The sequence below is a fragment of the Synechococcus sp. CC9605 genome (genome assembly GCF_000012625.1).
GTDB lineage: Bacteria > Cyanobacteriota > Cyanobacteriia > PCC-6307 > Cyanobiaceae > Parasynechococcus.
The window spans coordinates 279,942-299,118 of the sequence record NC_007516.1 but is presented as its reverse complement, the minus strand read 5'-3'; the positions used below and the strand labels follow the sequence as shown (position 1 = coordinate 299,118).

General features: G+C 62.7%; 19 protein-coding genes and 1 tRNA gene. 12 read left to right on the top strand and 8 right to left on the bottom strand.

The genetic code is table 11. The features are described from left to right. Positions 1–32 precede the first annotated feature (32 nt). Positions 33–1,547 carry an NAD(P)/FAD-dependent oxidoreductase gene (locus SYNCC9605_RS01460; protein ID WP_011363321.1) on the top strand — a complete coding sequence of 505 codons (1,515 nt, stop codon included), beginning with the start codon at positions 33–35 and terminating at the stop codon, positions 1,545–1,547. On the opposite strand, the gene SYNCC9605_RS01455 is transcribed toward SYNCC9605_RS01460, so the two are convergent. Further along, complete coding sequence (locus SYNCC9605_RS01455) at positions 1,487–2,536, bottom strand: aspartate carbamoyltransferase catalytic subunit (protein ID WP_011363320.1); 1,050 nt, start codon at positions 2,534–2,536, stop codon at positions 1,487–1,489. The genes SYNCC9605_RS01460 and SYNCC9605_RS01455 overlap by 61 nt on opposite strands. After that, complete coding sequence (locus SYNCC9605_RS01450) at positions 2,533–3,174, bottom strand: DNA-3-methyladenine glycosylase (RefSeq protein ID WP_049749402.1); 642 nt, start codon at positions 3,172–3,174, stop codon at positions 2,533–2,535. Before SYNCC9605_RS01450 ends, SYNCC9605_RS01455 begins: the two co-directional genes overlap by 4 nt. A gap of 28 nt (positions 3,175–3,202) precedes the next feature. On the opposite strand from SYNCC9605_RS01450, the gene SYNCC9605_RS01445 reads away from it, so the two are divergent. From SYNCC9605_RS01445 to gatC, 4 genes are read left to right on the top strand one after another with little or no spacing between them, the layout of a single operon-like run. Further along, positions 3,203–3,934, top strand: a complete 732-nt coding sequence (locus SYNCC9605_RS01445) for a queuosine precursor transporter (RefSeq protein WP_156782941.1) — start codon at positions 3,203–3,205, stop codon at positions 3,932–3,934. Positions 3,935–3,975: 41 nt separating this feature from the next. Next, entirely contained in the window at positions 3,976–4,119 is a 144-nt protein-coding gene (locus tag SYNCC9605_RS14985) for a hypothetical protein (protein WP_170950905.1), read from the top strand. Between the two features lie 43 nt (positions 4,120–4,162). Then, positions 4,163–4,951, top strand: coding sequence for a creatininase family protein (locus SYNCC9605_RS01440; RefSeq protein WP_011363316.1), 789 nt, complete (start codon positions 4,163–4,165; stop codon positions 4,949–4,951). Further along, a complete protein-coding gene (gene gatC / locus SYNCC9605_RS01435) occupies positions 4,948–5,241 on the top strand; it encodes an Asp-tRNA(Asn)/Glu-tRNA(Gln) amidotransferase subunit GatC (protein ID WP_011363315.1) in 294 nt (97 codons plus the stop codon). Before SYNCC9605_RS01440 ends, gatC begins: the two co-directional genes overlap by 4 nt. Positions 5,242–5,248: 7 nt before the next feature. Here gatC and crtR read toward each other — a convergent pair whose 3' ends face one another. Further along, positions 5,249–6,280 (bottom strand): beta-carotene hydroxylase, encoded by a 1,032-nt coding sequence (gene crtR, locus SYNCC9605_RS01430; protein ID WP_041434339.1) that lies wholly within the window; start codon positions 6,278–6,280, stop codon positions 5,249–5,251. Between the two features lie 54 nt (positions 6,281–6,334). Then, a tRNA-Leu gene (locus SYNCC9605_RS01425) sits at positions 6,335–6,416 on the bottom strand. Between the two features lie 54 nt (positions 6,417–6,470). Here SYNCC9605_RS01425 and SYNCC9605_RS01420 point away from each other — a divergent pair. Beyond that, complete coding sequence (locus tag SYNCC9605_RS01420) at positions 6,471–6,977, top strand: Ycf66 family protein (protein WP_011363313.1); 507 nt, start codon at positions 6,471–6,473, stop codon at positions 6,975–6,977. Between the two features lie 27 nt (positions 6,978–7,004). Beyond that, positions 7,005–9,929: an isoleucine--tRNA ligase gene (ileS, locus tag SYNCC9605_RS01415; protein WP_011363312.1), complete on the top strand. Its 2,925-nt coding sequence runs from the start codon at positions 7,005–7,007 to the stop codon at positions 9,927–9,929. On the opposite strand, the gene SYNCC9605_RS01410 is transcribed toward ileS, so the two are convergent. Both SYNCC9605_RS01410 and SYNCC9605_RS01405 read right to left on the bottom strand, forming a co-directional pair. Then, a complete protein-coding gene (locus SYNCC9605_RS01410) occupies positions 9,914–10,207 on the bottom strand; it encodes a hypothetical protein (protein WP_011363311.1) in 294 nt (97 codons plus the stop codon). The genes ileS and SYNCC9605_RS01410 overlap by 16 nt on opposite strands. Further along, positions 10,207–10,818 (bottom strand): DUF3177 family protein, encoded by a 612-nt coding sequence (locus SYNCC9605_RS01405; RefSeq protein WP_011363310.1) that lies wholly within the window; start codon positions 10,816–10,818, stop codon positions 10,207–10,209. Before SYNCC9605_RS01405 ends, SYNCC9605_RS01410 begins: the two co-directional genes overlap by 1 nt. Before the next feature lie 69 nt (positions 10,819–10,887). On the opposite strand from SYNCC9605_RS01405, the gene SYNCC9605_RS01400 reads away from it, so the two are divergent. Genes SYNCC9605_RS01400 through SYNCC9605_RS01385 form a run of 4 tightly spaced genes read left to right on the top strand, consistent with a single transcriptional unit; the run spans position 10,888 to position 15,188 of the window. Further along, positions 10,888–12,183 carry an FIST signal transduction protein gene (locus tag SYNCC9605_RS01400; protein WP_011363309.1) on the top strand — a complete coding sequence of 432 codons (1,296 nt, stop codon included), beginning with the start codon at positions 10,888–10,890 and terminating at the stop codon, positions 12,181–12,183. A 24-nt stretch (positions 12,184–12,207) separates the two neighbouring features. Beyond that, a complete protein-coding gene (trmB, locus tag SYNCC9605_RS01395; protein ID WP_011363308.1) occupies positions 12,208–12,912 on the top strand; it encodes a tRNA (guanosine(46)-N7)-methyltransferase TrmB in 705 nt (234 codons plus the stop codon). Positions 12,913–12,921: 9 nt separating this feature from the next. Then, positions 12,922–14,238: an IctB family putative bicarbonate transporter gene (locus tag SYNCC9605_RS01390; RefSeq protein ID WP_011363307.1), complete on the top strand. Its 1,317-nt coding sequence runs from the start codon at positions 12,922–12,924 to the stop codon at positions 14,236–14,238. Further along, complete coding sequence (locus SYNCC9605_RS01385) at positions 14,235–15,188, top strand: BadF/BadG/BcrA/BcrD ATPase family protein (protein ID WP_011363306.1); 954 nt, start codon at positions 14,235–14,237, stop codon at positions 15,186–15,188. The genes SYNCC9605_RS01390 and SYNCC9605_RS01385 overlap by 4 nt, the downstream gene beginning before the upstream one ends. Here the strand turns inward: SYNCC9605_RS01385 and glmM are convergent. Then, positions 15,175–16,569: a phosphoglucosamine mutase gene (glmM, locus tag SYNCC9605_RS01380; protein WP_011363305.1), complete on the bottom strand. Its 1,395-nt coding sequence runs from the start codon at positions 16,567–16,569 to the stop codon at positions 15,175–15,177. The two genes, SYNCC9605_RS01385 and glmM, sit on opposite strands and share 14 nt — an antisense overlap. Positions 16,570–16,722: 153 nt before the next feature. Between glmM and SYNCC9605_RS01375 the strand changes: the two genes are divergently transcribed. Then, positions 16,723–18,768: a transglycosylase SLT domain-containing protein gene (locus tag SYNCC9605_RS01375; protein WP_011363304.1), complete on the top strand. Its 2,046-nt coding sequence runs from the start codon at positions 16,723–16,725 to the stop codon at positions 18,766–18,768. Here SYNCC9605_RS01375 and SYNCC9605_RS01370 read toward each other — a convergent pair. After that, a complete protein-coding gene (locus SYNCC9605_RS01370; RefSeq protein ID WP_011363303.1) occupies positions 18,673–19,176 on the bottom strand; it encodes a hypothetical protein in 504 nt (167 codons plus the stop codon). The genes SYNCC9605_RS01375 and SYNCC9605_RS01370 overlap by 96 nt on opposite strands. Position 19,177 lies beyond the last annotated feature (1 nt).

Genomic DNA, 19,177 nt, shown 5'->3' with positions numbered 1-19,177 from the left:
TACCCTTCGGAAGGGACTCCGATGGGCTGGAGGTGGCAGGCAACCATTACTTTCTGGAACTTGAACCGCCAGCTGAGCGGCTGCGTGATGCCCCGCATGTGGTCATCGTTGGCGGCGGCTTTGCAGGGGTGCATGCCTGCAAAGCCCTGGCCAAGGCCGATGTGCGCATCACCCTGATTGACAAGCGCAACTTCAACCTGTTTCAGCCGTTGCTGTATCAGGTTGCTACCGGATTGGTCTCAAGGAGCGATGTCGCCACCCCTCTGAGAGAACTGGTGGGGACGCAAGGCAACGTGCAGGTGCTCCTGGGCGAGGTCACCGCGGTGAACCCCGAGGGCAAGCAGATCGTGTTCAACGGCAAGGCCTACAGCTATGACCATCTGATCCTGGCGACGGGTTCGGGCAGCACCTACTTCGGCCATGAGGACTGGCGCACCTTTGCGCCCCCGATGAAAATCCTCGAGCACGCCGAAGAGATTCGACGCCGTCTGCTGATGGCGATGGAGCAGGCAGAGCAGACGCCGAATCCCGAGGCTCGCCAATTTCTGCAGACCGTTGTGATTGTGGGCGGAGGCCCCACCGGTTGTGAGATGGCTGGCGCCGTTTCAGAGCTCATGCGGTGGGCTCTGAACAGTGCCTTCAAACAGCTTGATTCTCAGAAAACGAGAATCGTGTTGGTGGACCCCGGCGACAGGGTTCTGAGAGCGATGCCAGAAGAGCTCTCCAAAGATGCTCAGAAAACCCTTGAGCTGAATGGCGTGGAATTCATACCCCAAGGCCGCGTCCAAACCATGCGACCCGGAGAGGTTGTGATCAGCAGCCCAGATGGGGATGTTCGTATCCAGGCGGCAACGGTGATCTGGACCGCTGGAGTCAAACCATCCCATCTGGGACAGAAGCTGACAGAGGCCACGGGCTGCGAACTCGATCGCGGTGGGAGGGTGATCGTCAATCCCGATTTCTCGATTCCGAACCATCCCGAGATCCGCATTGCCGGTGATCTCTGCAGCTACAGCCACACCGTGAATGGCAAGCCACTGCCTGGGATGGCCGCTCCCGCCAAACAGGCCGGCACATTCATCGGCAAGGACATCGCCGCGATCGTGGCTGGTCAAGACCGCCCCACGTTCCGCTATTTCGATTTCGGCAGCATGGCCGTAGTGCAGGCGAGTGCCGTCGCCGACCTGCATGGCTTCAAAGTTTCCGGCCGAATGGGTCTGCTGCTTTGGGCCATCGTCCACCTGGCTTTGATGCCGAACCGGGAGAACCGGATCACGTTGAGCATCAAGTGGTTGTACGTGCTTGCTACCCGTGAGCGGGCCTCAATTCTGCTCACAGGCATGCCGAGCCAGCATCTGGCCCTTGATGCGGAGGATGCCCACTTCCCGATGGCCAGCGGCAAAGGTCCCTCCATCGCCGAACCCGATGCCGCCCTCAAGGCAGCCATGGATTACTACGCCCATCAGCTCAGTGGCCTTCCCCAAACTCAGGAGCTGCTCGACACCAAGGATGCTTCAGCTGCGGATTCGGAAGCTGCCATCAAATAGAGCAAGGCCATCCGAGTGGGAACGCCATTCCTGACCTGCTCTTCCACCAGGCTGCAGCGCGGGTCATCCAAGAGCGAGCCACTCAGTTCAACGCCGCGATTGACCGGGCCGGGGTGCAGAACGGGAACGTTCTGACCGCAGAGCTGCATCCGCTCATGGCTCAGCCCGAAATCGCGGTGGTAGCGCTCCAGGCTGGTCAACAACTGCTGGCCCATTCGTTCCTTCTGAAGCCGCAGGGTCATGACGGCATCGGCGCCCGGCAGTGCATGCTCCAGGCGCCGTACCACGCTGACCTTGCCCCGTTGCGGGACAGGGTCTTCCGGCAGACCTGGGGGCGGAGCATCCACGAAGGCCGCGAAATCATCCGGAACAAGGCTGGGAGGACCGCACAGCACCACATCCGCTCCACAGGCCGACAACGCCCAGAGATTCGAGCGGGCCACCCGCGAGTGAAGGATGTCTCCAACAATCACAATCCGACGGCCTTGCAGCGCCTCCGGCATGGGGTGCCGAGGCGAGAAAAAGCGGGCAAGCGTGAGCAGATCCAGCAGACCCTGACTGGGATGGCTGTGAAGTCCATCGCCCCCATTGAGCACCACGGTGCGCTCGCCCATCTGCTGCAGGTCATGCGCCAGCTGCTGCGGGACACCCGTGGAACGATGGCGCACCACCAACACATCGGCCCCCATGGCCACATAGGTGCGCGCCGTGTCGAGAACGCTTTCCCCTTTGCTGAGTGAACTGCTGGAGGGTGAAAAGCTCATTACGTCGGCCGAGAGACGCTTGGCTGCCAACTCAAAACTGCTGCGGGTTCGGGTGCTGGGTTCAAAGAACAGCGTTGCCACCAAACGTCCCTGCAAGGCGGGAAGTTTGCGGGCACCGGTGATGGGCAGCGAACGAAACCGCTGGGCCAGCTCAAGCACCGCCGCGAAGTCTTCCCGCGAAAACGATGCGAGATCGAGAACGTGGCGATGCGGCCAGCCACTCATGACGACAGCTCCAGCGATGGCGACCAGCACTGTGCCTTGGGCGGCGTGCGATCACCCCGAGCACGCCTGCTGACACTGCGACTGCTCTGCAGATACCAGCGCCATGGGATTGCAGCGCCCTGAGAGATGCCGATCCGCGTTGTTGTCACAAGATCCTGGCTGGCAAACGTGTCTGACCTTGGGGCCATCCACACGTCATGTTCGCCCGTCACCGGACGGCTGTCATCACGGCGATCAAGCCCGAAACGACGGGCCAGCAGTCCTGGCCCTGCCGCAATCCGCTCCGGTTCATCGGGAAGAGCCACGGCACGCAGCAACACACCATTGGCCCAGTCGCCCCGATCGGTGACGACGTTCACGCAGTGGTGGATGCCATAGCTGACATACACATAAAACCGCCCTGGCTCGCCGAACAGGGTTTCGTTTTGCGGTGAGCGGCGGCGGTAGCCATGACAGGCGGGATCGTCCTGGGAATAGGCCTCTGTTTCCACGATCACGCCCCAGAGCAGGCTGCCGTCGTCTTGGCGCTTCACCAACCTGCATCCCACCAGATCAGGGCCCACGATCTGGGCAGGACGGGCAAAAAAGTTGAGCGGAAGCGAAACGAAATCGATGACAGGCTGCCGATTGGCGGCCACGCTTGTTCCAGCTTGAACGTTGCAGGCTGTGGACAGCAACCTCCAGGCACGGCGTGATGGGGTGTTTCTGGTGCTGGCGGGACTGTTTCTCGGGACCCTGGGCATGCTCAACATCCTGGGGCTGACTCGCTTCCTTCAGCTGGGCAGCATTGGCAGCTGGCCGATCGTGGTGGCCGTTGGCGCACTGCCCTACCCGATCACGTTCCTCTGCACTGATCTGATCAGCGAACTCTGGGGAGAACAGAAAGCGAATCAGGTGGTGTGGGTCGGGCTGCTGCTCAACGGCTGGGTGCTGCTGATCCTCTGGCTGGGGGGCGTTCTGCCGAGCATGAGCGGCAGTGATGACAGCACTTTTCGCACGATTCAGCAGCTCAGTTTCGGTTCTGTTGGAGCCTCGATGGTTGCCTATCTCACGGCGCAGTTCGTGGACGTGCGGCTGTTCCATTTCTGGAAACAGCTCACAAAAGGCAAAGCGCTCTGGCTGCGCAACAACGGCTCCACCCTGGTGAGCCAGTTGGTGGACACCAGTGCAGTGGTGCTGATCAGCCACTACGGCGCCCATGTGCTTCCTGTGCAGCCGGAACGGCCCGTGTTGCCGCAGCTGATCAGCTTCATCGGCAGCGGCTATCTGTTCAAGGTGCTAGCGGCGTTAACCGACACGCTTCCCTTCATCTGGCTCACGGGATGGCTGAGGGAGTGGCTGGACATGCCTGTGGAAGGAGGCGAAGTCACAACAGAAGCCACGTCATCGATGCAATAACGGCGCATCCACACCAAACTGAAGCCAGTTCATGCCAGGTGATGGACGCAGCCACCTCCAGCTTCAACCTCGGAACTGTGCTTCTCGCCAGCATCGTGCTGTTCCCCTTGGCCTGCCTGTTCTTCGGAACCCGCGGCGGCTACTACAACACCGATCAGTACGACGGCAACGGCACCGCCCACTGATCGGCTGGAGTTGAGCGATCATCAGGGCACTGGTTCTGCCTGAATGACCGCTGCAACTCCCGGTCCTGTCGACAGCACGGACGCCATTCGCCTCGCCCTGCGCAGTTGGCCTGAGGTAGAGAGCTACCTCCAGGGCTGCAAGGGGGTGATCATTCCCCTGGGATCCACCGAGCAGCACGGCCCCACGGGCGCCATCGGCACCGACGCCCTCACAGCAGAAGCGGTGGCCCTGGAGGTGGGACGTCGCACCGGCGTCTTGGTTACCCCAGCCCAGGCCTTCGGCATGGCGGAACACCACCTTGGTTTCGCGGGAACGATGAGCCTGCAGCCAGCAACACTTTTGGCCGTTCTGCACGACCTGGTGTTGTCATTGGGCCGACATGGCTTCGAACGGGTGTTCGTGATCAATGGCCACGGCGGCAACATTGCGACGGCCAAAGCCGCCTTTGCCCAGGCCCACGGCACCGCCACCACCCGCAATCTCCCCGTTGCCCCACAGCTGCGTTGTCGGCTGGCCAACTGGTTCATGGCGGGGCCCGTGATGCGCCAGGCACGCGATCTATATGGCGACAAAGAAGGCCATCACGCCACGCCCAGCGAAATCGCTGTCACCCTCGCTGTGGAGCCCAGCCTGCAGAGCAAGCAGCGACCACTGCCCGACCCCGCACCGGCAGGCCCCATTCATGGACCAGACGACTTCCGTCGCCGTCATCCCGATGGACGCATGGGGTCCCACCCTTCCCTGGCCACCGCGCAGCATGGGGATGCCTTGCTGGAGACAGCCGCCACCGCGTTGAGCGAGGATCTGCGCACGTTCCTCGGCGAGTCATGAGCCAGATTTCCAGCGACGACGTCCGCAAAGTGGCCCAGCTCGCCCGTCTTGATCTGCCCGAGGACAAGATTGCGACCTACACCGGTCAGCTCGAGTCCATCCTCGAATACGTGGGTCAGCTTCAGCAGGTGGACACCGAAGGCGTTCCGGAAACCACCCGAGCCGTGGAGGTGACCAACGTCACACGGGTTGATGGAGTGCAGCCGACCGCCGTTCGGGAGGACATCCTCGACCAGGCACCCCAAAGGGAGGGGGACTTCTTCCGGGTTCCTAAAATCCTGGCCGACTGAACGCGACTCAGCGGGACACCCAACGCTTGGGCTCGGTTTTGATTGCGATGCGGTCAACAAAACCGAGCCAATTGCGGCGCAGCCCCCGTCCCGGCATGAAGCGGGCAGCACGCCTCATCTTTCCGCTGCGGCGCTTGTGGCTGCGAACTCCCACAAGGATGTCGTAGAGGAAGTTATACCCATCCTGGCGGGTCTCAAAAATTCCCAAACGTTGGGGCGAGCCCTTGGAATCGAGCAGAGGCTTGGTGGCCTCGTAGGCCGGTTTGTATTCGAACCAGGGAATGGATGGCCAGAGGTGATGAACCAGGTGATAGTTCTGCCCCATGATCAGCCAGTTCATCAGCTTGCCGGGGTAGATCCGGGCATTCGTCCAGCGGTTGCGGGAGGTGAACGGCCGATGCGGGAGGTAGTCGAAGAACAAACCCAGCGTCACGCCGACCATTAGGGCAGGAGCAAACCAGCAGTTGAAGATGAACGGCAGGAAGTCAAAGCGCGCCGCTGCCAGAACGATCACCACAAAAATGCTGCGCTCCAGTCCCCACTGCATCAACTCCCAGCGTCGCCAGAGGCGACGCTGGAAGAAAAACCACTCGTGGTAGAAAAATCTCGGAGCGATCAGCCAGAGCGGCCCGAAGGTGCTCACGATGTGGTCCGGGTCGTTCTTCGGATCATTCACATGGGCGTGATGCTCCAGATGCACCCGCGTGAAGACGGGAAAGCTGAAGCCGAGCAGCAACGCCGAGCCATGGCCCATGGCCTGGTTGATCCATCGATTGGGATGGGCCGCGTTGTGGCAGGCGTCATGGATCACGGTCCCTTCCAGGTGCAGTGCCAAGAAGCCCGTACAGAGCAACACCGGCAGGGGCAGAGCCGCCACAAACCAGCCCCAGATGGTCAGGACCGCCAGGGCATAACCACCAAGGAAGAGGCCGACGGTGGGGTTCCAGAAGGACGGCGGGTCGACGAATTCACGTGGAACCGAGCGGTAGCCCACTCCAACCGGACGCGGCTGCTGTTGTTGAGCAGTGCTCTGATGCATCCGGAGGTCAGGCAACAAGTCTGTAACGATCCCGAACCACGGTAGAGAAAGGAATGCCCACCGGGGGACTTGAACCCCCACGACCAAAGCCACTGGTACCTAAAACCAGCGCGTCTACCAATTCCGCCAGGTGGGCATCGCCCTGACTTTAGAGATCGCACCAGAATGGGAGCACACCGTTACACCACGGATGCTTGCGACCCTCAGCGGCGATCTCTGCCTCCTGCTCGGCCTGGCACTCCTGTTGCTTCCCCTGCTGGCCGTTGAACTCAGCCGCCCCCGCGATGGTGTTTGGGGTGCGGTGGTGTTGCTGCTGGGTCTCGTTCTGGTCACCAGCACAGACCGGCTGCGGGGAGCGCCGATGCTTGCCGTTCTCTGCGCAGGCCTTTTGATCGCACGCTTGGGCTCCGAGGTCGGGCAGGCCCGCTGGAACAGCCTCAGCGAAACCGAGCAGCAGCGGTTCACCTCGCTGGATCATTGGCGCACCAGCCTTCAACAACTTTTTATCACCACAGGCCGTGTGGGCGTAGGCATCAGCGGCATCGCCAAACAACTCAAACCGGCCGGAAATTCAGGGGTGACGGGCAAAAAATGGGTGCGACCCGAGTCCCCTGAAACCACGGGCGCAAGCGAGACCGCGTCAACCGAAGCAGCCACCGAAGCAGCCGAGGTCACATCACCAGAGGGCGAAGACTGATAATCCCGAGGCCAGAGCAGGGACCCCGTGAGCAAGGAGACGCGCGACGCCGCCGCTGAGGAACGTCCCTCCTACAAACACACGCTCAACCTGCTGCAGACGGGTTTCGGCATGCGCGCCAATGCCGTCCAACGCGAACCTGAACTGCAGGCCTTCTGGAAGGACCAGGGCATCGACGGCAAGCTCGGCCTGAACAACAGCGGCCCGACCTTCACCCTCCATGACGGCCCGCCCTACGCCAACGGTGCTCTGCACATGGGGCATGCCCTCAACAAGGTGTTGAAGGACGTCATCAACAAATATCAGGTGTTGAACGGGCGGCAGGTGCGCTACGTGCCGGGCTGGGACTGCCACGGCCTGCCGATCGAACTGAAGGTGCTGCAGTCGATCGATCAGGAGCAGCGCAAGGCGCTGACACCGATCAAGCTGCGTAAAAAAGCCGCCGCCTACGCCCGCAAACAGGTGGATGGCCAGATGAAAGGCTTCCAGCGCTGGGGCATCTGGGCGGACTGGGAGCAGCCCTATCTGACCCTGCAAAAGGAGTACGAGTCAGCTCAGATTCGGGTGTTTGGCGAGATGGTGCTCAAGGGCCACATCTACCGGGGTCTGAAGCCGGTGCACTGGAGTCCGAGCTCACGCACAGCCTTGGCCGAAGCCGAACTGGAGTACCCAGACGGCCATACAAGTCCCAGCGTCTACGCCGCCTTCCCAGCCGTGGAGCTGCCGGAAGCACTGCGGGATTCCCTCAAGGCCGAGGGCCTGGACCTGCCCACGGAGACAGACGCCCTTGGGAAGGCCCTGCAAGTGGCGATCTGGACCACCACCCCCTGGACGCTGCCGGCCAACCTGGCGGTGTCGGTGAATGAACGGCTCGATTACGCCCTGGCCGACGACGGCGCAGGCCGACTGCTGCTGGTGGCTGCAGATCTGATCGAGGCGCTGAGCGGAACCCTGGAACGGCCACTGAGCCGGCGCGCCACGGTGAAGGGGGCCCTGCTCGCAGGTCTGACCTACCGCCACCCGCTTCTGGACCGCACCAGTCCAGTGGTAATCGGGGGCGATTACATCACCACCGAATCGGGCACGGGCCTCGTGCACACGGCGCCTGGTCACGGCGTCGACGACTTCCACACCGGCCAGAAGAACGGCCTGCCGGTGCTCTGCCCTGTGGACGAAGCCGGCAACCTCACCGACGAGGCCGGGCCGTTCGCAGGCCTGAATGTGCTGCAGGACGCCAACGCCAAAATCATCGAAGCACTGGAGAGCGCCGGGGCCCTGCTTAAACAGGAGGCCTATGGCCACCGCTACCCCTACGACTGGCGCACCAAGAAACCCACCATCTTCCGAGCCACAGAACAGTGGTTCGCCTCTGTGGAGGGATTCCGTCAGCAGGCCCTCGATGCGATCGCTGCGGTGGAGTGGACCCCTGCCTCCGGTCGCAACCGAATCGAATCGATGGTGAAGGAGCGGGGCGACTGGTGCATCTCCCGTCAGCGCACCTGGGGGGTGCCGATCCCTGTCTTCTATCACCGCAACAACGGCGAGGTGCTGCTGAACGCCGACACCCTGGACTACATCCAGGCGTTGATCGCCGAGCACGGTGCCGACGTTTGGTGGGAGAAAGACGAAGCGGATCTGCTGCCGCCCACCTACGCCGACCAGGCCGACCAGTGGCGCAAGGGCACCGACACCATGGATGTGTGGTTTGACTCCGGCTCCAGCTGGGCCGCTGTCGCCCGTCAGCGCGACAACCTCAGCTATCCCGCCGACCTCTACCTGGAGGGATCCGACCAGCACCGCGGCTGGTTCCAGAGCTCACTGCTCACCTCAGTTGCCGTCAATGGCCACGCCCCCTACAAGCGGGTACTCACCCATGGCTTCGCCTTAGATGAGAAAGGCCGCAAGATGAGCAAATCCCTCGGCAATGTGGTCGACCCGATGGTGATTATTGAGGGGGGCAAGAACCAGAAACAGGAACCGCCCTACGGCGCCGATGTGCTGCGGCTCTGGGTGAGCTCGGTGGATTACTCCGCCGATGTGCCGATCGGAGCCGGGATTCTGCGGCAACTGGCCGATGTGTACCGCAAGGTGCGCAACACCAGCCGCTATCTGCTGGGCAACCTGCACGACTTCAATCCGGCAACCGACGCGATTCCCACTGCTGAGCTGCCGTTGCTTGACCGCTGGATGCTGCAGCGCACGGCCGAGGTGATGGACGAGATCACAGAAGCCTTCGAAAGCTTCGAGTTCTTCCGCTTCTTCCAGCTGCTGCAGAACTTCTGCGTCACCGATCTGTCGAACTTCTACCTCGACATCGCCAAGGACAGGCTCTACGTGAGCGCCCCCCAGGACCAGCGCCGGCGCAGCTGCCAGACCGTGATGGCCCTGATCATCGAACGGCTGGCCGGCTTGATCGCTCCGGTGCTGTGCCACATGGCCGAAGACATCTGGCAAAACCTGCCTTACCCCGTGGAGGAGACCTCGGTCTTCCACCGCGGCTGGCCGCAGATTCCAGCCGAGTGGCGTGATGCCACTCTCAGCGCTCCGGTTCAAGAGCTGCGGGAACTCCGCGCCGCCGTCAACAAAGTGCTGGAAGATTGCCGCGGCCGTCAGGAACTCGGCGCATCACTCGAGGCAGCCGTTCGGATTGAGGCCCACCGTACGGAACTTCAGGCCGCTCTGTCCTGGCTGAGTGAGACGGGAGATGCCGAGGTGGATGGCCTGCGGGACTGGCTGCTGGTCTCACAACTGCAGCTTGGCGGCGAGCCCTGGGCCGAAGTGCTGGCCAGCCAAGACGACGAGCTCGCATCGATCGAGGTGAGCCGAGCGCGGGGAACCAAATGCGAGCGCTGCTGGCACTACGAGGGGGATGTGGGTCAGCACCCGGAGCATCCCCACATCTGCGGACGCTGTGTTGGCGTTCTGGAACGCCGGACTCACCAGTTGCCCTGAGCCAGGAGGTCGTTCGGCGGCATCGGCCCAGCCAGGACCACCTCCTGGCTGGGAGACAAGGGGCCCTGCAGCAGCTCAGCCTGATCCAGGCTTGTTCCTTCAGGGAGAACAGAGGCATCAGGGTCAAAGGCGGTTGGGTGGGTGGTGCTGCTGCTGAACCCACGAAAGATCAGCAACTCAAACAGCTCGTCCCTCACCTGGCCCCGCAAGCGGACAACCCGCTGGGGCTGAACACGCGTACGCTCCTCCAGGGCCTGAACCACCGCCTGGTCAGTCATCAGAAATCTCCAGCCACGCGGCCGTAACGGGGCAAACGCACCAACAACCACTGCAGCAGACCAGCCAGGTAGGCCACCAGGGCGACATACCCCACAAAGGCAGCAACGGCCTCGGTCCACAGACCACCGAACAGAAAATTGAACACCGTGGCCGCGAGGCCATGGATGCCCTGAGGAGCTTCCAGCCAGGTGAGACAGGCCGGGGACTGCAGCTGTTGCATGCAGCCCAAACCCGTCACGCTCATGCCCAAGCTGAGCAGACCGAACCCACTGAACGCCCAACGCCACACCTTCACGGCAAGGGGCAGCGGACGCCAGGACGGCTGGTCGGCCAGTTCTTCGTTGATGTCGACCCAGAACCACATGCTGATCACCATCAACACCGGTGCTGCAACCGCCATGGCGTAGCCGAGGGGGCGCTGGTCGGTCAGCAGCAGCAGGCTGATCGCCATCAGGCTCGCCACCTTCCAGTAGATGCCGAGCAGCCGCAGCACCAATGGCTCGCGACGCCAGGCCGACCAGATCAACAGCACCAAGGGCACACCCACGGCAAAGGTGGCGGCCAGGCGATAGGTCAGCCACACCAGAGCGCGGTACGTGAGCTCGTTCACCGGGGACTGTCACAGTGCCGCCATTATCAACGTCCCGAGCTGACCTCCAAGGTTGATAGGGTCTGCCTCATGGCACCGTTCGCACCGTTCAGCTGGTTCCGTTCTGGGGGCGCTGAAGCCAGTTGCCGGACAGGGCTTTCTGCGAAAGCGTCCCTGGACGAGGCCGTTCGGGATGTGGCCGAGCAACTGGGCCGCTCCAGGGGCGAAGCCGATCTCGCCCTCGTCTTCACCTCCACGGGTTACGCCACCGACCTGCCGCGACTGCTACCGATGCTGCGCGCCCAGATCAGCGCGAAGCATTGGATCGGATGCACCGGGGGAGGCGTGGTGGGCACCCGCGGTGACGGCAGCGCCTCGGAACTGGAGCAGACGCCTGCTTTGAGCGTGACGGTGCTCTCCCTGCCGGGGGCCTCAATCGCCACCCAACATCTGAACACAGAGGAGTTGCCTGATCTGGATGGAGCGGCCCAGCAATGGCATGACTGGGTTGACATCACCCCCAAGGCTGCCCGCAGCCAGATCCTGCTGATCGACCCCACCAGCAGTGGAATCAATGACCTGTTCAGCGGGCTGGATTACGCCTATCCGGGCGCAGAGAAGATTGGTGGCATCGCATCACCCCACAACAGCCCACACGGATCGCTGCTGCTGGATGACCAGGTTGTGACCGGGGCAGTGGTCTGCTCCATCGGGGGTAGCTGGCGACTCGAAACAGTGGTGGCACAGGGCTGTCGACCCATCGGCCCGGTTTTCTCAATCGAGCAAGTGCAGCGCAACGTGTTGCTGGAACTGAGTGATGGCAGCACCAAGGCCAGCCCCATCAATTGCCTGCAACGGGTTCTGGCCGACCTCAGCGAACGGGAGCGCGAGCTGGTGCGACACTCGCTGTTCCTCGGCGTGCAACGCAGCAGCCTGCGGCTGAACGCCAACGGAGCAGCCTCAGAAGCAAGTGCCTTCCTGATCCGCAACCTGATCGGAGTCGATCCCAACAACGGCGCCGTGGCCGTTGCTGAGCGGGTGCGTGCCGGTCAAAACGTGCAATTTCACCTGCGCGAAGCTGCCGCCTCCCAGGACGAAGCCGTTTCCCTGCTCAAGGCAGCGACAGCTGATTCAGGCGACACGGTCCACTTCGGACTGCTCATGGCCTGCCTGGGACGGGGCCAGGGGCTTTTCGGTCGTGCCGATGGCGACATCAGCGTGGCGCGCCAACTGATGCCTGACCTGCCCGTGGCAGGAGCGTTCTGCAACGGTGAGATCGGGCCCGTCGGCGGAACGACGCATCTCCATGGCTACACCGCCTGCTGGGGCCTGCTGCGCCAGGACCCCGACAGCACCTCTGGCAGCAGCTCTGACAATCTCGGTTGAACCGGATCGCATCGCCTCGGAACCTTGCGTCAGCACGTCAATCCCCTCAGCAGCTTCTTTCAGCTTCCGCTGGAACTTCCACCACCTGAGCAGCTGTTCCGGGTTCCTGATCAGCCGATCCATCTTGATATCGGCTGTGCCCGCGGGCGTTGCCTGCTTGGTCTGGCCGAACGTGATCCCCATTGGAACCATCTCGGCGTTGAAATCCGCCGACCGCTGGTGACGTCCGCCGATCGAGATGCTCTTGCCTCGGAGCACGGCAATGTTCGGATCCTGTTCTGCAACGCCAACATCAGCCTGGAAGGCTGGATGAAGGCCCTGAAGCAGGACCAACTCCAGCGGGTCTCCATCCAGTTCCCCGATCCCTGGTTCAAACGGCGCCACCGCAAGCGCCGGGTCCTGCAACCCGCGCTGCTTTTGGCCATTGCAACCGCGCTCCAGCCCGGCCGTGAGCTGTTTTTGCAGAGCGATGTTCTCAACGTGATTGAGCCGATGGTGGCTCTCACCGAACTCAGCGCCTGTTTTGACCGCCCCGTGGAGGATCAACGTCACTGGCGCGCCAGCAACCCGCTTTCGGTTCCCACGGAACGGGAGCGGTACGTGCTTAAGCAAAACCTCCCCGTCTACCGGGTGCTCTACCGCCGCAACCAGAATCCACTTCCTTCCGTGTCAGATCTGGAACAGCGCTGGCAAGAGATCGATAATCCGGCGGAAGCACTCACCACTTGAAGCCCCACGATGGCCTCTGCGGATGCAACCCAGACGGCGAACGGTGGGGCACTGTTGGTGCGCTGGCAGGGGCTGATTGCTCCGGATCAAGCGGTGCTGAAACGCCTTGAAAGCCTGGCGGGACTGCTCCTGCTGGTCTTGCTCACGGGTCTTCCCCTGTTCTCACGCACAGGCCTGGCCCTGGTGGTTACAGCCTGCGGAGCTCTGTGGCTGCTCTGGTGCCTCTGCAGTCCACCACACGAGCGCATCGGAACCATCTCGCGCTGGCTGATGCTTTTTCTGGCCATCGCGATTGTGGCCACGGGGTGTTCTCCGGTTCCAATTGCCGCCAGCAAAGGCCTGATCAAACTGCTCAGCTACCTGGGCGTTTATGCCTTGCTCTGCAAGCTGCTGCTGAGCAACAGCCGATGGTGGGACCGTCTGGTCGCCGGACTGCTGAGTGGCGGGCTGCTCAGCAGCGTTCTGGCCTTGCGACAGCTGTATGCCTCCAGCGAGGAACTGGCGCGCTGGGCCGATCCGAATTCCATCAGCGCCGGCACCATTCGGATCTACGGCCCCCTGGGCAACCCCAACCTCCTGGCGGGTTACCTACTGCCGCTGATTCCCTTCGCCGCGATTGCACTGGTGCGCTGGCGCGGCGTGGGAGCCCAGCTGTTTGCCGGCACCACCTTGGTGTTGGCACCAACAGCCACGCTGTTCACCTACAGCCGCGGCGGCTGGCTGGGGATGGTTGCTGCCGGGGCCGTGCTGCTGCTGTTGCTGTTGCTGCGCTGGACGCGCCACTGGCCTCCACTCTGGAGACGTCTGGTGCCCCTCGCCATGCTGCTGGTTGGAGCCGCTTGTCTGGTGGTAGCGGCCACCCAGATCGATCCGATCCGCACACGCATCACCAGCCTGCTGGCGGGACGGGGGGATAGTTCCAACAATTTCCGCATCAACGTCTGGATGGCAGCCATCCAGATGGTTCAAGACCGTCCCTGGCTGGGCATCGGCCCTGGCAATGCAGCGTTTAACAGCATCTATCCCCTGTATCAGCAACCGAAGTTCAACGCCCTCAGTGCCTACTCCGTTCCCTTGGAAATCCTTGTGGAAACAGGCATTCCCGGGCTGCTGGCTTGCCTGGGATTGCTAGCCACCAGCCTGCGGCAGGGCCTTCTTCAACTCAACGCGAACGGTTCAAGCGCCTTGACGTCCATCGCCAGCCTCGCTGCCATCGCTGGCCTACTGATGCAGGGCAGCACCGACACGATCTTCTTCCGCCCCGAAGTTCAGCTGATCGGATGGTTTGCCCTGGCCAGCCTGGTGAGTCAACCCATGAAATCATGAGACTGCTCGCTGGATTCGATGCCGGACAGACGCACACGCGCTGCCGCCTCAGTGTGGTTCAAAACGGCTTGCACCAGCCTGTTGGCGAAGGCGAAGGACCCGGAGTCAGTCACCTGGATGCCCCCCAGGGTGAACGACGTTTCCTCGAGGCGATCCGCACCAGTGCACAGCAGGCCCTCAAGACGCATCCCGATGGCGTGATCCAGGCGGCCGTCGTGGGAGCCAGCGGCATCGAACACGGAACAGCGTTGCAACAGCGCGCTGAACGTTTGGTGAGTCAAGCCCTGGCCATCGGTGATGCCACAGGGGTGATCAAGGTGCTGGTCACCGGAGACGAACGCACAGCCTTGCGAGGTGCGATCCCTGAAGGTGCAGGAATCCTGGCGATCAGCGGCACGGGAATGATCGTGCTGGGCCGAGACGAGAACGGCCATGAACACCGCTGTGGCGGCTGGGGATGGCTGCTTGATGGAGCCGGCTCGGCCTTTGACCTCGGCCACCAGGGATTGCAACTGACCCTGCGCATGGCCGATGGGCGCCTGCCCGACCATCCTCTGCGCCTGCAGATCTGGAATCAGATGGGGTGCGACAGCCACGCAGCGGTCAAAGCCCGGGTGGTGCAGCACGGCTTCAGCACAGCGGACTTCGCGGCCTTGGCTCCGCTGGTGGTGGAGGCAGCAGTCCAGGATTGCCCGGGCGCGAAGGAGATTGTGCAGCGATCAGCAGCAGCCCTCTCCAGCTGCATCAGCACCGTGGTCCAGCAGCTGTACCTGCGCTCCCCCGTGGTGATCTGCCATGGGGGAGCCGTGACCCATCTCCCGGGGTTCCGAACGGCCGTGCAACAGGCCATTCGCCAGTCGATTCCTGAGGCTCAATGGGGCAAGGCCAAAGGCGATGCCTGTGATGGCGCCCTGCAGATGGCTGAAGCCTTGCCCCTCAGGCCACGTTGAGATGTTCCTCTGCAACGGCAGCCAGATGCCCCGTCAAATGCTCAACAGCATCCGACTGCTCAGCTTCCACCATCACCCGGAGCACGGGCTCGGTACCGCTGGCTCGCACCAAAATGCGACCGTTCTCGCCCATCGACTGCTCAGCTGAAGCAATGGCGTCGGTGAGAGCGGTGCAGGCACTCCAGTTTTTGCGACGCGCACGGTCCATCACCCGCACATTGACCAATTTCTGCGGGTAGGCCTGGAAACTGCGGTCCAACCAATCGCTGAGACTGATGCCCTGGGCATAGCAGAGGGTGGCCAACTGCACGGCGGTCAGCACACCATCGCCACAGAGTCCATGGGAGGCCGAAAGGATGTGGCCGGATTGTTCTCCACCAAGGGCCGCGCCACTGGCCACCATCGCGGCATGGACATGCTGATCTCCCACCGGCGTGCGCTCGAGGGTGCCGCCCCGCTGCTGCCAGGCCCTCTCGAAGCCGAGGTTCGACATCACGGTGGCCACCAAGCGCTGCTCAGGGAGCGCCTGCTGCTCCTGCAACACGGATCCCCAGAGGAAGAGCACATGATCTCCGTCGATGATGCGGCCGCGGCCATCCACTGCCAGCATCCGATCAGCATCACCGTCAAAGGCAAAACCCATCGCTGCGCCGCGCTCGATCACAGCCCGCTGCAGCGGTTCCAGATGGGTTGACCCGCAAGCCACATTGATGCGGGAGCCATCGGGTTCTCCATGCAGCACGGTGAGATCAGCCCCCAAGGCACGAAAAGCATCAGCACCACAGGCCGTCGCGGATCCCCAGCAGAGGTCGAGAACGATGGGAACGCCATCCAGTCGGCGTTCAGCCACCGATTCCTGCAACACCTCCCTGTAGCGATCGAGGAGATCGGCGCTGGGGCGCGCCACACCGCAGCGGAATTTCCCCTGCTCAGCCATAGACGTCTGCCCCTTCAGACAGGCTTCCACCTGGGCCTGACGGGAGGCGCTGAGTTTGGCGCCATCAACACCAAACACTTTGATGCCATTGTCTGCAGGTGGGTTATGGCTGGCGGAGACCATCAGGCCGCCGGCGACTCCCAGCTGGCGGATCAACAACGGAACCGCCGGCGTCGGACAAAGACCAAGGGTCCACACATCTCGACCGGCCGCTGTTAAACCAGCCGTCAAGGCAGCAACCACCATGCTGCCGCTGGTCCGGGAGTCCATCCCTATCAGAACAGGGCCTTCCGCCTGGAGAACCCGACCAACCCAATAGCCCACCTGAAGACACAGGGCGGGGGTCAGAACGGTGCCGGCGAGCCCACGGATTCCATCGGTCCCAAACCCTGGCGCAGCATCACCGAGAGCGGGGCCAATCGGGGAACACGCCTCTTGAACCATGGGTCTCAATCGTGGACAGCACCATAGGAAGCACCTCTGACGCTGATTCCCAGGAACGTGACAGGTGCAGCTCTGCCCTTCATAGCCCTCAGCTGATCAAAGGCTCACCAACAAACTGAGGAGCGTCAGAATGCAACCAGCTGCAGGTTGGATGTGCAGGCAGGGCCGCGAATCGGAACGCTGCTGCTGCTGTCGGTTGCTGGTTTCAGTGGGTTGGCTGCATGGGGCGGGCAGCACCTGCTGAAGAGGCAGCATCAGCCCCTCACTCCTGAGGTCTCGCAGGCAAGCCTCTGGCAGCACTACCGCTGGGCCATCGATCCACAGACCCGTCGCGAAGCCGCCTTGTTGATGGTGGCCAGGGATGGGGCACCGGACCTGCTCCATGGCCAGGGCTGGGGGCGTGATCCGATGGCGGCCGTGGTGCTCGAACGGGCAGCCCTCACCGCCGACGCCCTTGGGAAGACGTCGGAAGCCACGCAGACCTGGCAGTTCCTGTTGGATCGCTTTCCCAAAGCACCTGGCTCCGCCTGGGCACGATTGGCGCTTGGCAACACCAACCCGGCGCTTCATCAGCGGCTGCTCCAACTGCAACCCGCCCACCCAGCAGCACTGACCTTGGCGGCTCGGGATGGCTCCGAAGCGCTGCCAAACCATCAGGGCGCCCTGCACCTGGCCCGTTGGAATGCACGCCAAGCCGGCGCGCTGGAGCTGATGGTTGACGCCTGCCAAGCCACGGGGGCGCAGGCACCTCAAGCTGATCAGCGCCAAACCTTGGTGCAAGCACTGGCAAAACGCGGCCATGCCGACGCCGCTCTGACCTGCCTTCAGGAGCTTGATGCCGCCCCGCAGACCCAACTGGCCATCGGTCGTTCCCTCCTGCTGCATGGCGACCCTGACGTGGGTACAGCCCAGCTGCTGACCCTGGCGCAGAGCCACCCAAACCATCCCGCCAGCCTTGAAGCAGCACAGATCTTGAGCGAACCGCTCAATCCCCAGCCTGGGGTTCTGGATGCCCTTCCGGAGCGCTCAGCTGCCGTTACCGCAGCCCGCGTGCGACTCGCCGGCGGCAACGGGGCAGATGCCGCCCTGAGCCGCTGGCCCAACGACCCCGATGTCTGGCAACTCCAATGGGACCTGGCCCGCGAGGCTTTTCTTGCTGGGGATTGGGAGCGTGCCCGCGACCTGCTGAAACGCCACAACGAGGATGGACCCTTGCCTTCACCATTGGAGACGCGGCGGCTGTTCTGGTTGGGGCTGAGCCAAAAGCAACTCGGCGAAACGGCAAAGGCAGAACGCACCTGGCGCCGCCTGATCGAGGCCTTCCCAGGGGGCTACTACCGATGGCGTGCCATGGAGCAACTGGGCATGGCCGAACCTCTGGATTTGCGAGCCCCAGCCCCACAGCGCGAGTCCGCCACCTGGCAACCGCTCAACAGCCACAACAACCTGGTGAACGAGCTCTGGCGCCTGGGCCAGGTGCACGCCGCCTGGGAAGCCTGGCAGGCCCAGGCAGATCCTGAGATCCCACCGCCACCCGAGGAACGTCTGGCCGAGGGCAGGCTGCGCCTGGCTGTCGGGGACACCTGGATGGGATTGGATCAGCTCTGGTGGCTCAGTCTCCGCTGGCGTGATCCCAGCTGCCAGCAAAGGAGCCTTCTGCATCGCAGCCAATTCCCTCGCCTCTTCGAAGCTGAAATAAAGACAGCCGCCAAGCAAGAAGGTCTTCAGGCCAATCTGCTGCGAGCGATCGCCAAACAGGAGTCACGCTTCGCACCTGGAGTGGTCTCCCCTGCCGGGGCCGTTGGCGTCATGCAATTGCTGCCCTCCACTGCCGCAGAGATGGCTGGCGAGCCCACCAGCACACCGATGCTGAAAGATCCCGCCAACAACTTCGAATTGGGTGCGCGTTATCTCAACCAATTGCTGAATCAATGGGAGAACGACCCCTTTCGCAGCATTGCCAGCTACAACGCCGGGCCCGGTGCCGTGGACTCTTGGGCGGATCCCAAGGCTGCTGCCGAAACCGCGCTCTGGGTGGAACGCATTCCATACCCCGAAACACGTTTCTACGCCAAGAAAGTGCTCGACAATCTGATGGGTTACCTAGGCGGTAATCCATCCTTCTGCAAAAAAGCTGATGCTGGGATGCGGAAGCAGCGTGCCGGAAACGATGCCACCGATCACGACCACACTCATTAGACAAAGACAGATCCCAGCGGCGGGCAGAACACCGATGCGGATGAGATCGAGCCGAGCCAACATCACGGCGGACGCCAGGATCAGCACGTCGGTAAGCACATTCAGCTTCAACAGATAGATCCCACCGGTGATCACAACCAGCAGCGTGACCACCAACGTCATCACCCGACTCGACGCCATCAGCATCGACACCTGTCGCAACAGCAGATCCGGCATCGTGCAAAAGACGACAACCACCTGAACCTGCAGCAGCACGAAACACCAAAACCAGGCCGCACTCACGCCATGGAGAGACGTGAAGGAGGGCTGAGCCATCTGCCAATGGTTGCCGAGCACAACCGCAACCAGAAACAGCACCGTCAGCAACGGCGCCCGAACCGGAAGGCTCAGCAGTCGCAGAATTGGCATG

Bases quoted from the DNA above. Each gene is read 5' to 3' on its own strand.
- SYNCC9605_RS01455 (WP_011363320.1), bottom strand. From the start codon at position 2,536: ATGAGTGGCTGGCCGCATCGCCACGTTCTCGATCTCGCATCGTTTTCG.
- SYNCC9605_RS14985 (WP_170950905.1), top strand. From the start codon at position 3,976: ATGGACGCAGCCACCTCCAGCTTCAACCTCGGAACTGTGCTTCTCGCC.
- SYNCC9605_RS01440 (WP_011363316.1), top strand. From the start codon at position 4,163: ATGACCGCTGCAACTCCCGGTCCTGTCGACAGCACGGACGCCATTCGC.
- gatC (WP_011363315.1), top strand. From the start codon at position 4,948: ATGAGCCAGATTTCCAGCGACGACGTCCGCAAAGTGGCCCAGCTCGCC.
- crtR (WP_041434339.1), bottom strand. From the start codon at position 6,280: ATGCATCAGAGCACTGCTCAACAACAGCAGCCGCGTCCGGTTGGAGTG.
- SYNCC9605_RS01420 (WP_011363313.1), top strand. From the start codon at position 6,471: ATGCTTGCGACCCTCAGCGGCGATCTCTGCCTCCTGCTCGGCCTGGCA.
- SYNCC9605_RS01410 (WP_011363311.1), bottom strand. From the start codon at position 10,207: ATGACTGACCAGGCGGTGGTTCAGGCCCTGGAGGAGCGTACGCGTGTT.
- SYNCC9605_RS01400 (WP_011363309.1), top strand. From the start codon at position 10,888: ATGGCACCGTTCGCACCGTTCAGCTGGTTCCGTTCTGGGGGCGCTGAA.
- SYNCC9605_RS01390 (WP_011363307.1), top strand. From the start codon at position 12,922: ATGGCCTCTGCGGATGCAACCCAGACGGCGAACGGTGGGGCACTGTTG.
- SYNCC9605_RS01385 (WP_011363306.1), top strand. From the start codon at position 14,235: ATGAGACTGCTCGCTGGATTCGATGCCGGACAGACGCACACGCGCTGC.
- glmM (WP_011363305.1), bottom strand. From the start codon at position 16,569: ATGGTTCAAGAGGCGTGTTCCCCGATTGGCCCCGCTCTCGGTGATGCT.
- SYNCC9605_RS01370 (WP_011363303.1), bottom strand. From the start codon at position 19,176: ATGCCAATTCTGCGACTGCTGAGCCTTCCGGTTCGGGCGCCGTTGCTG.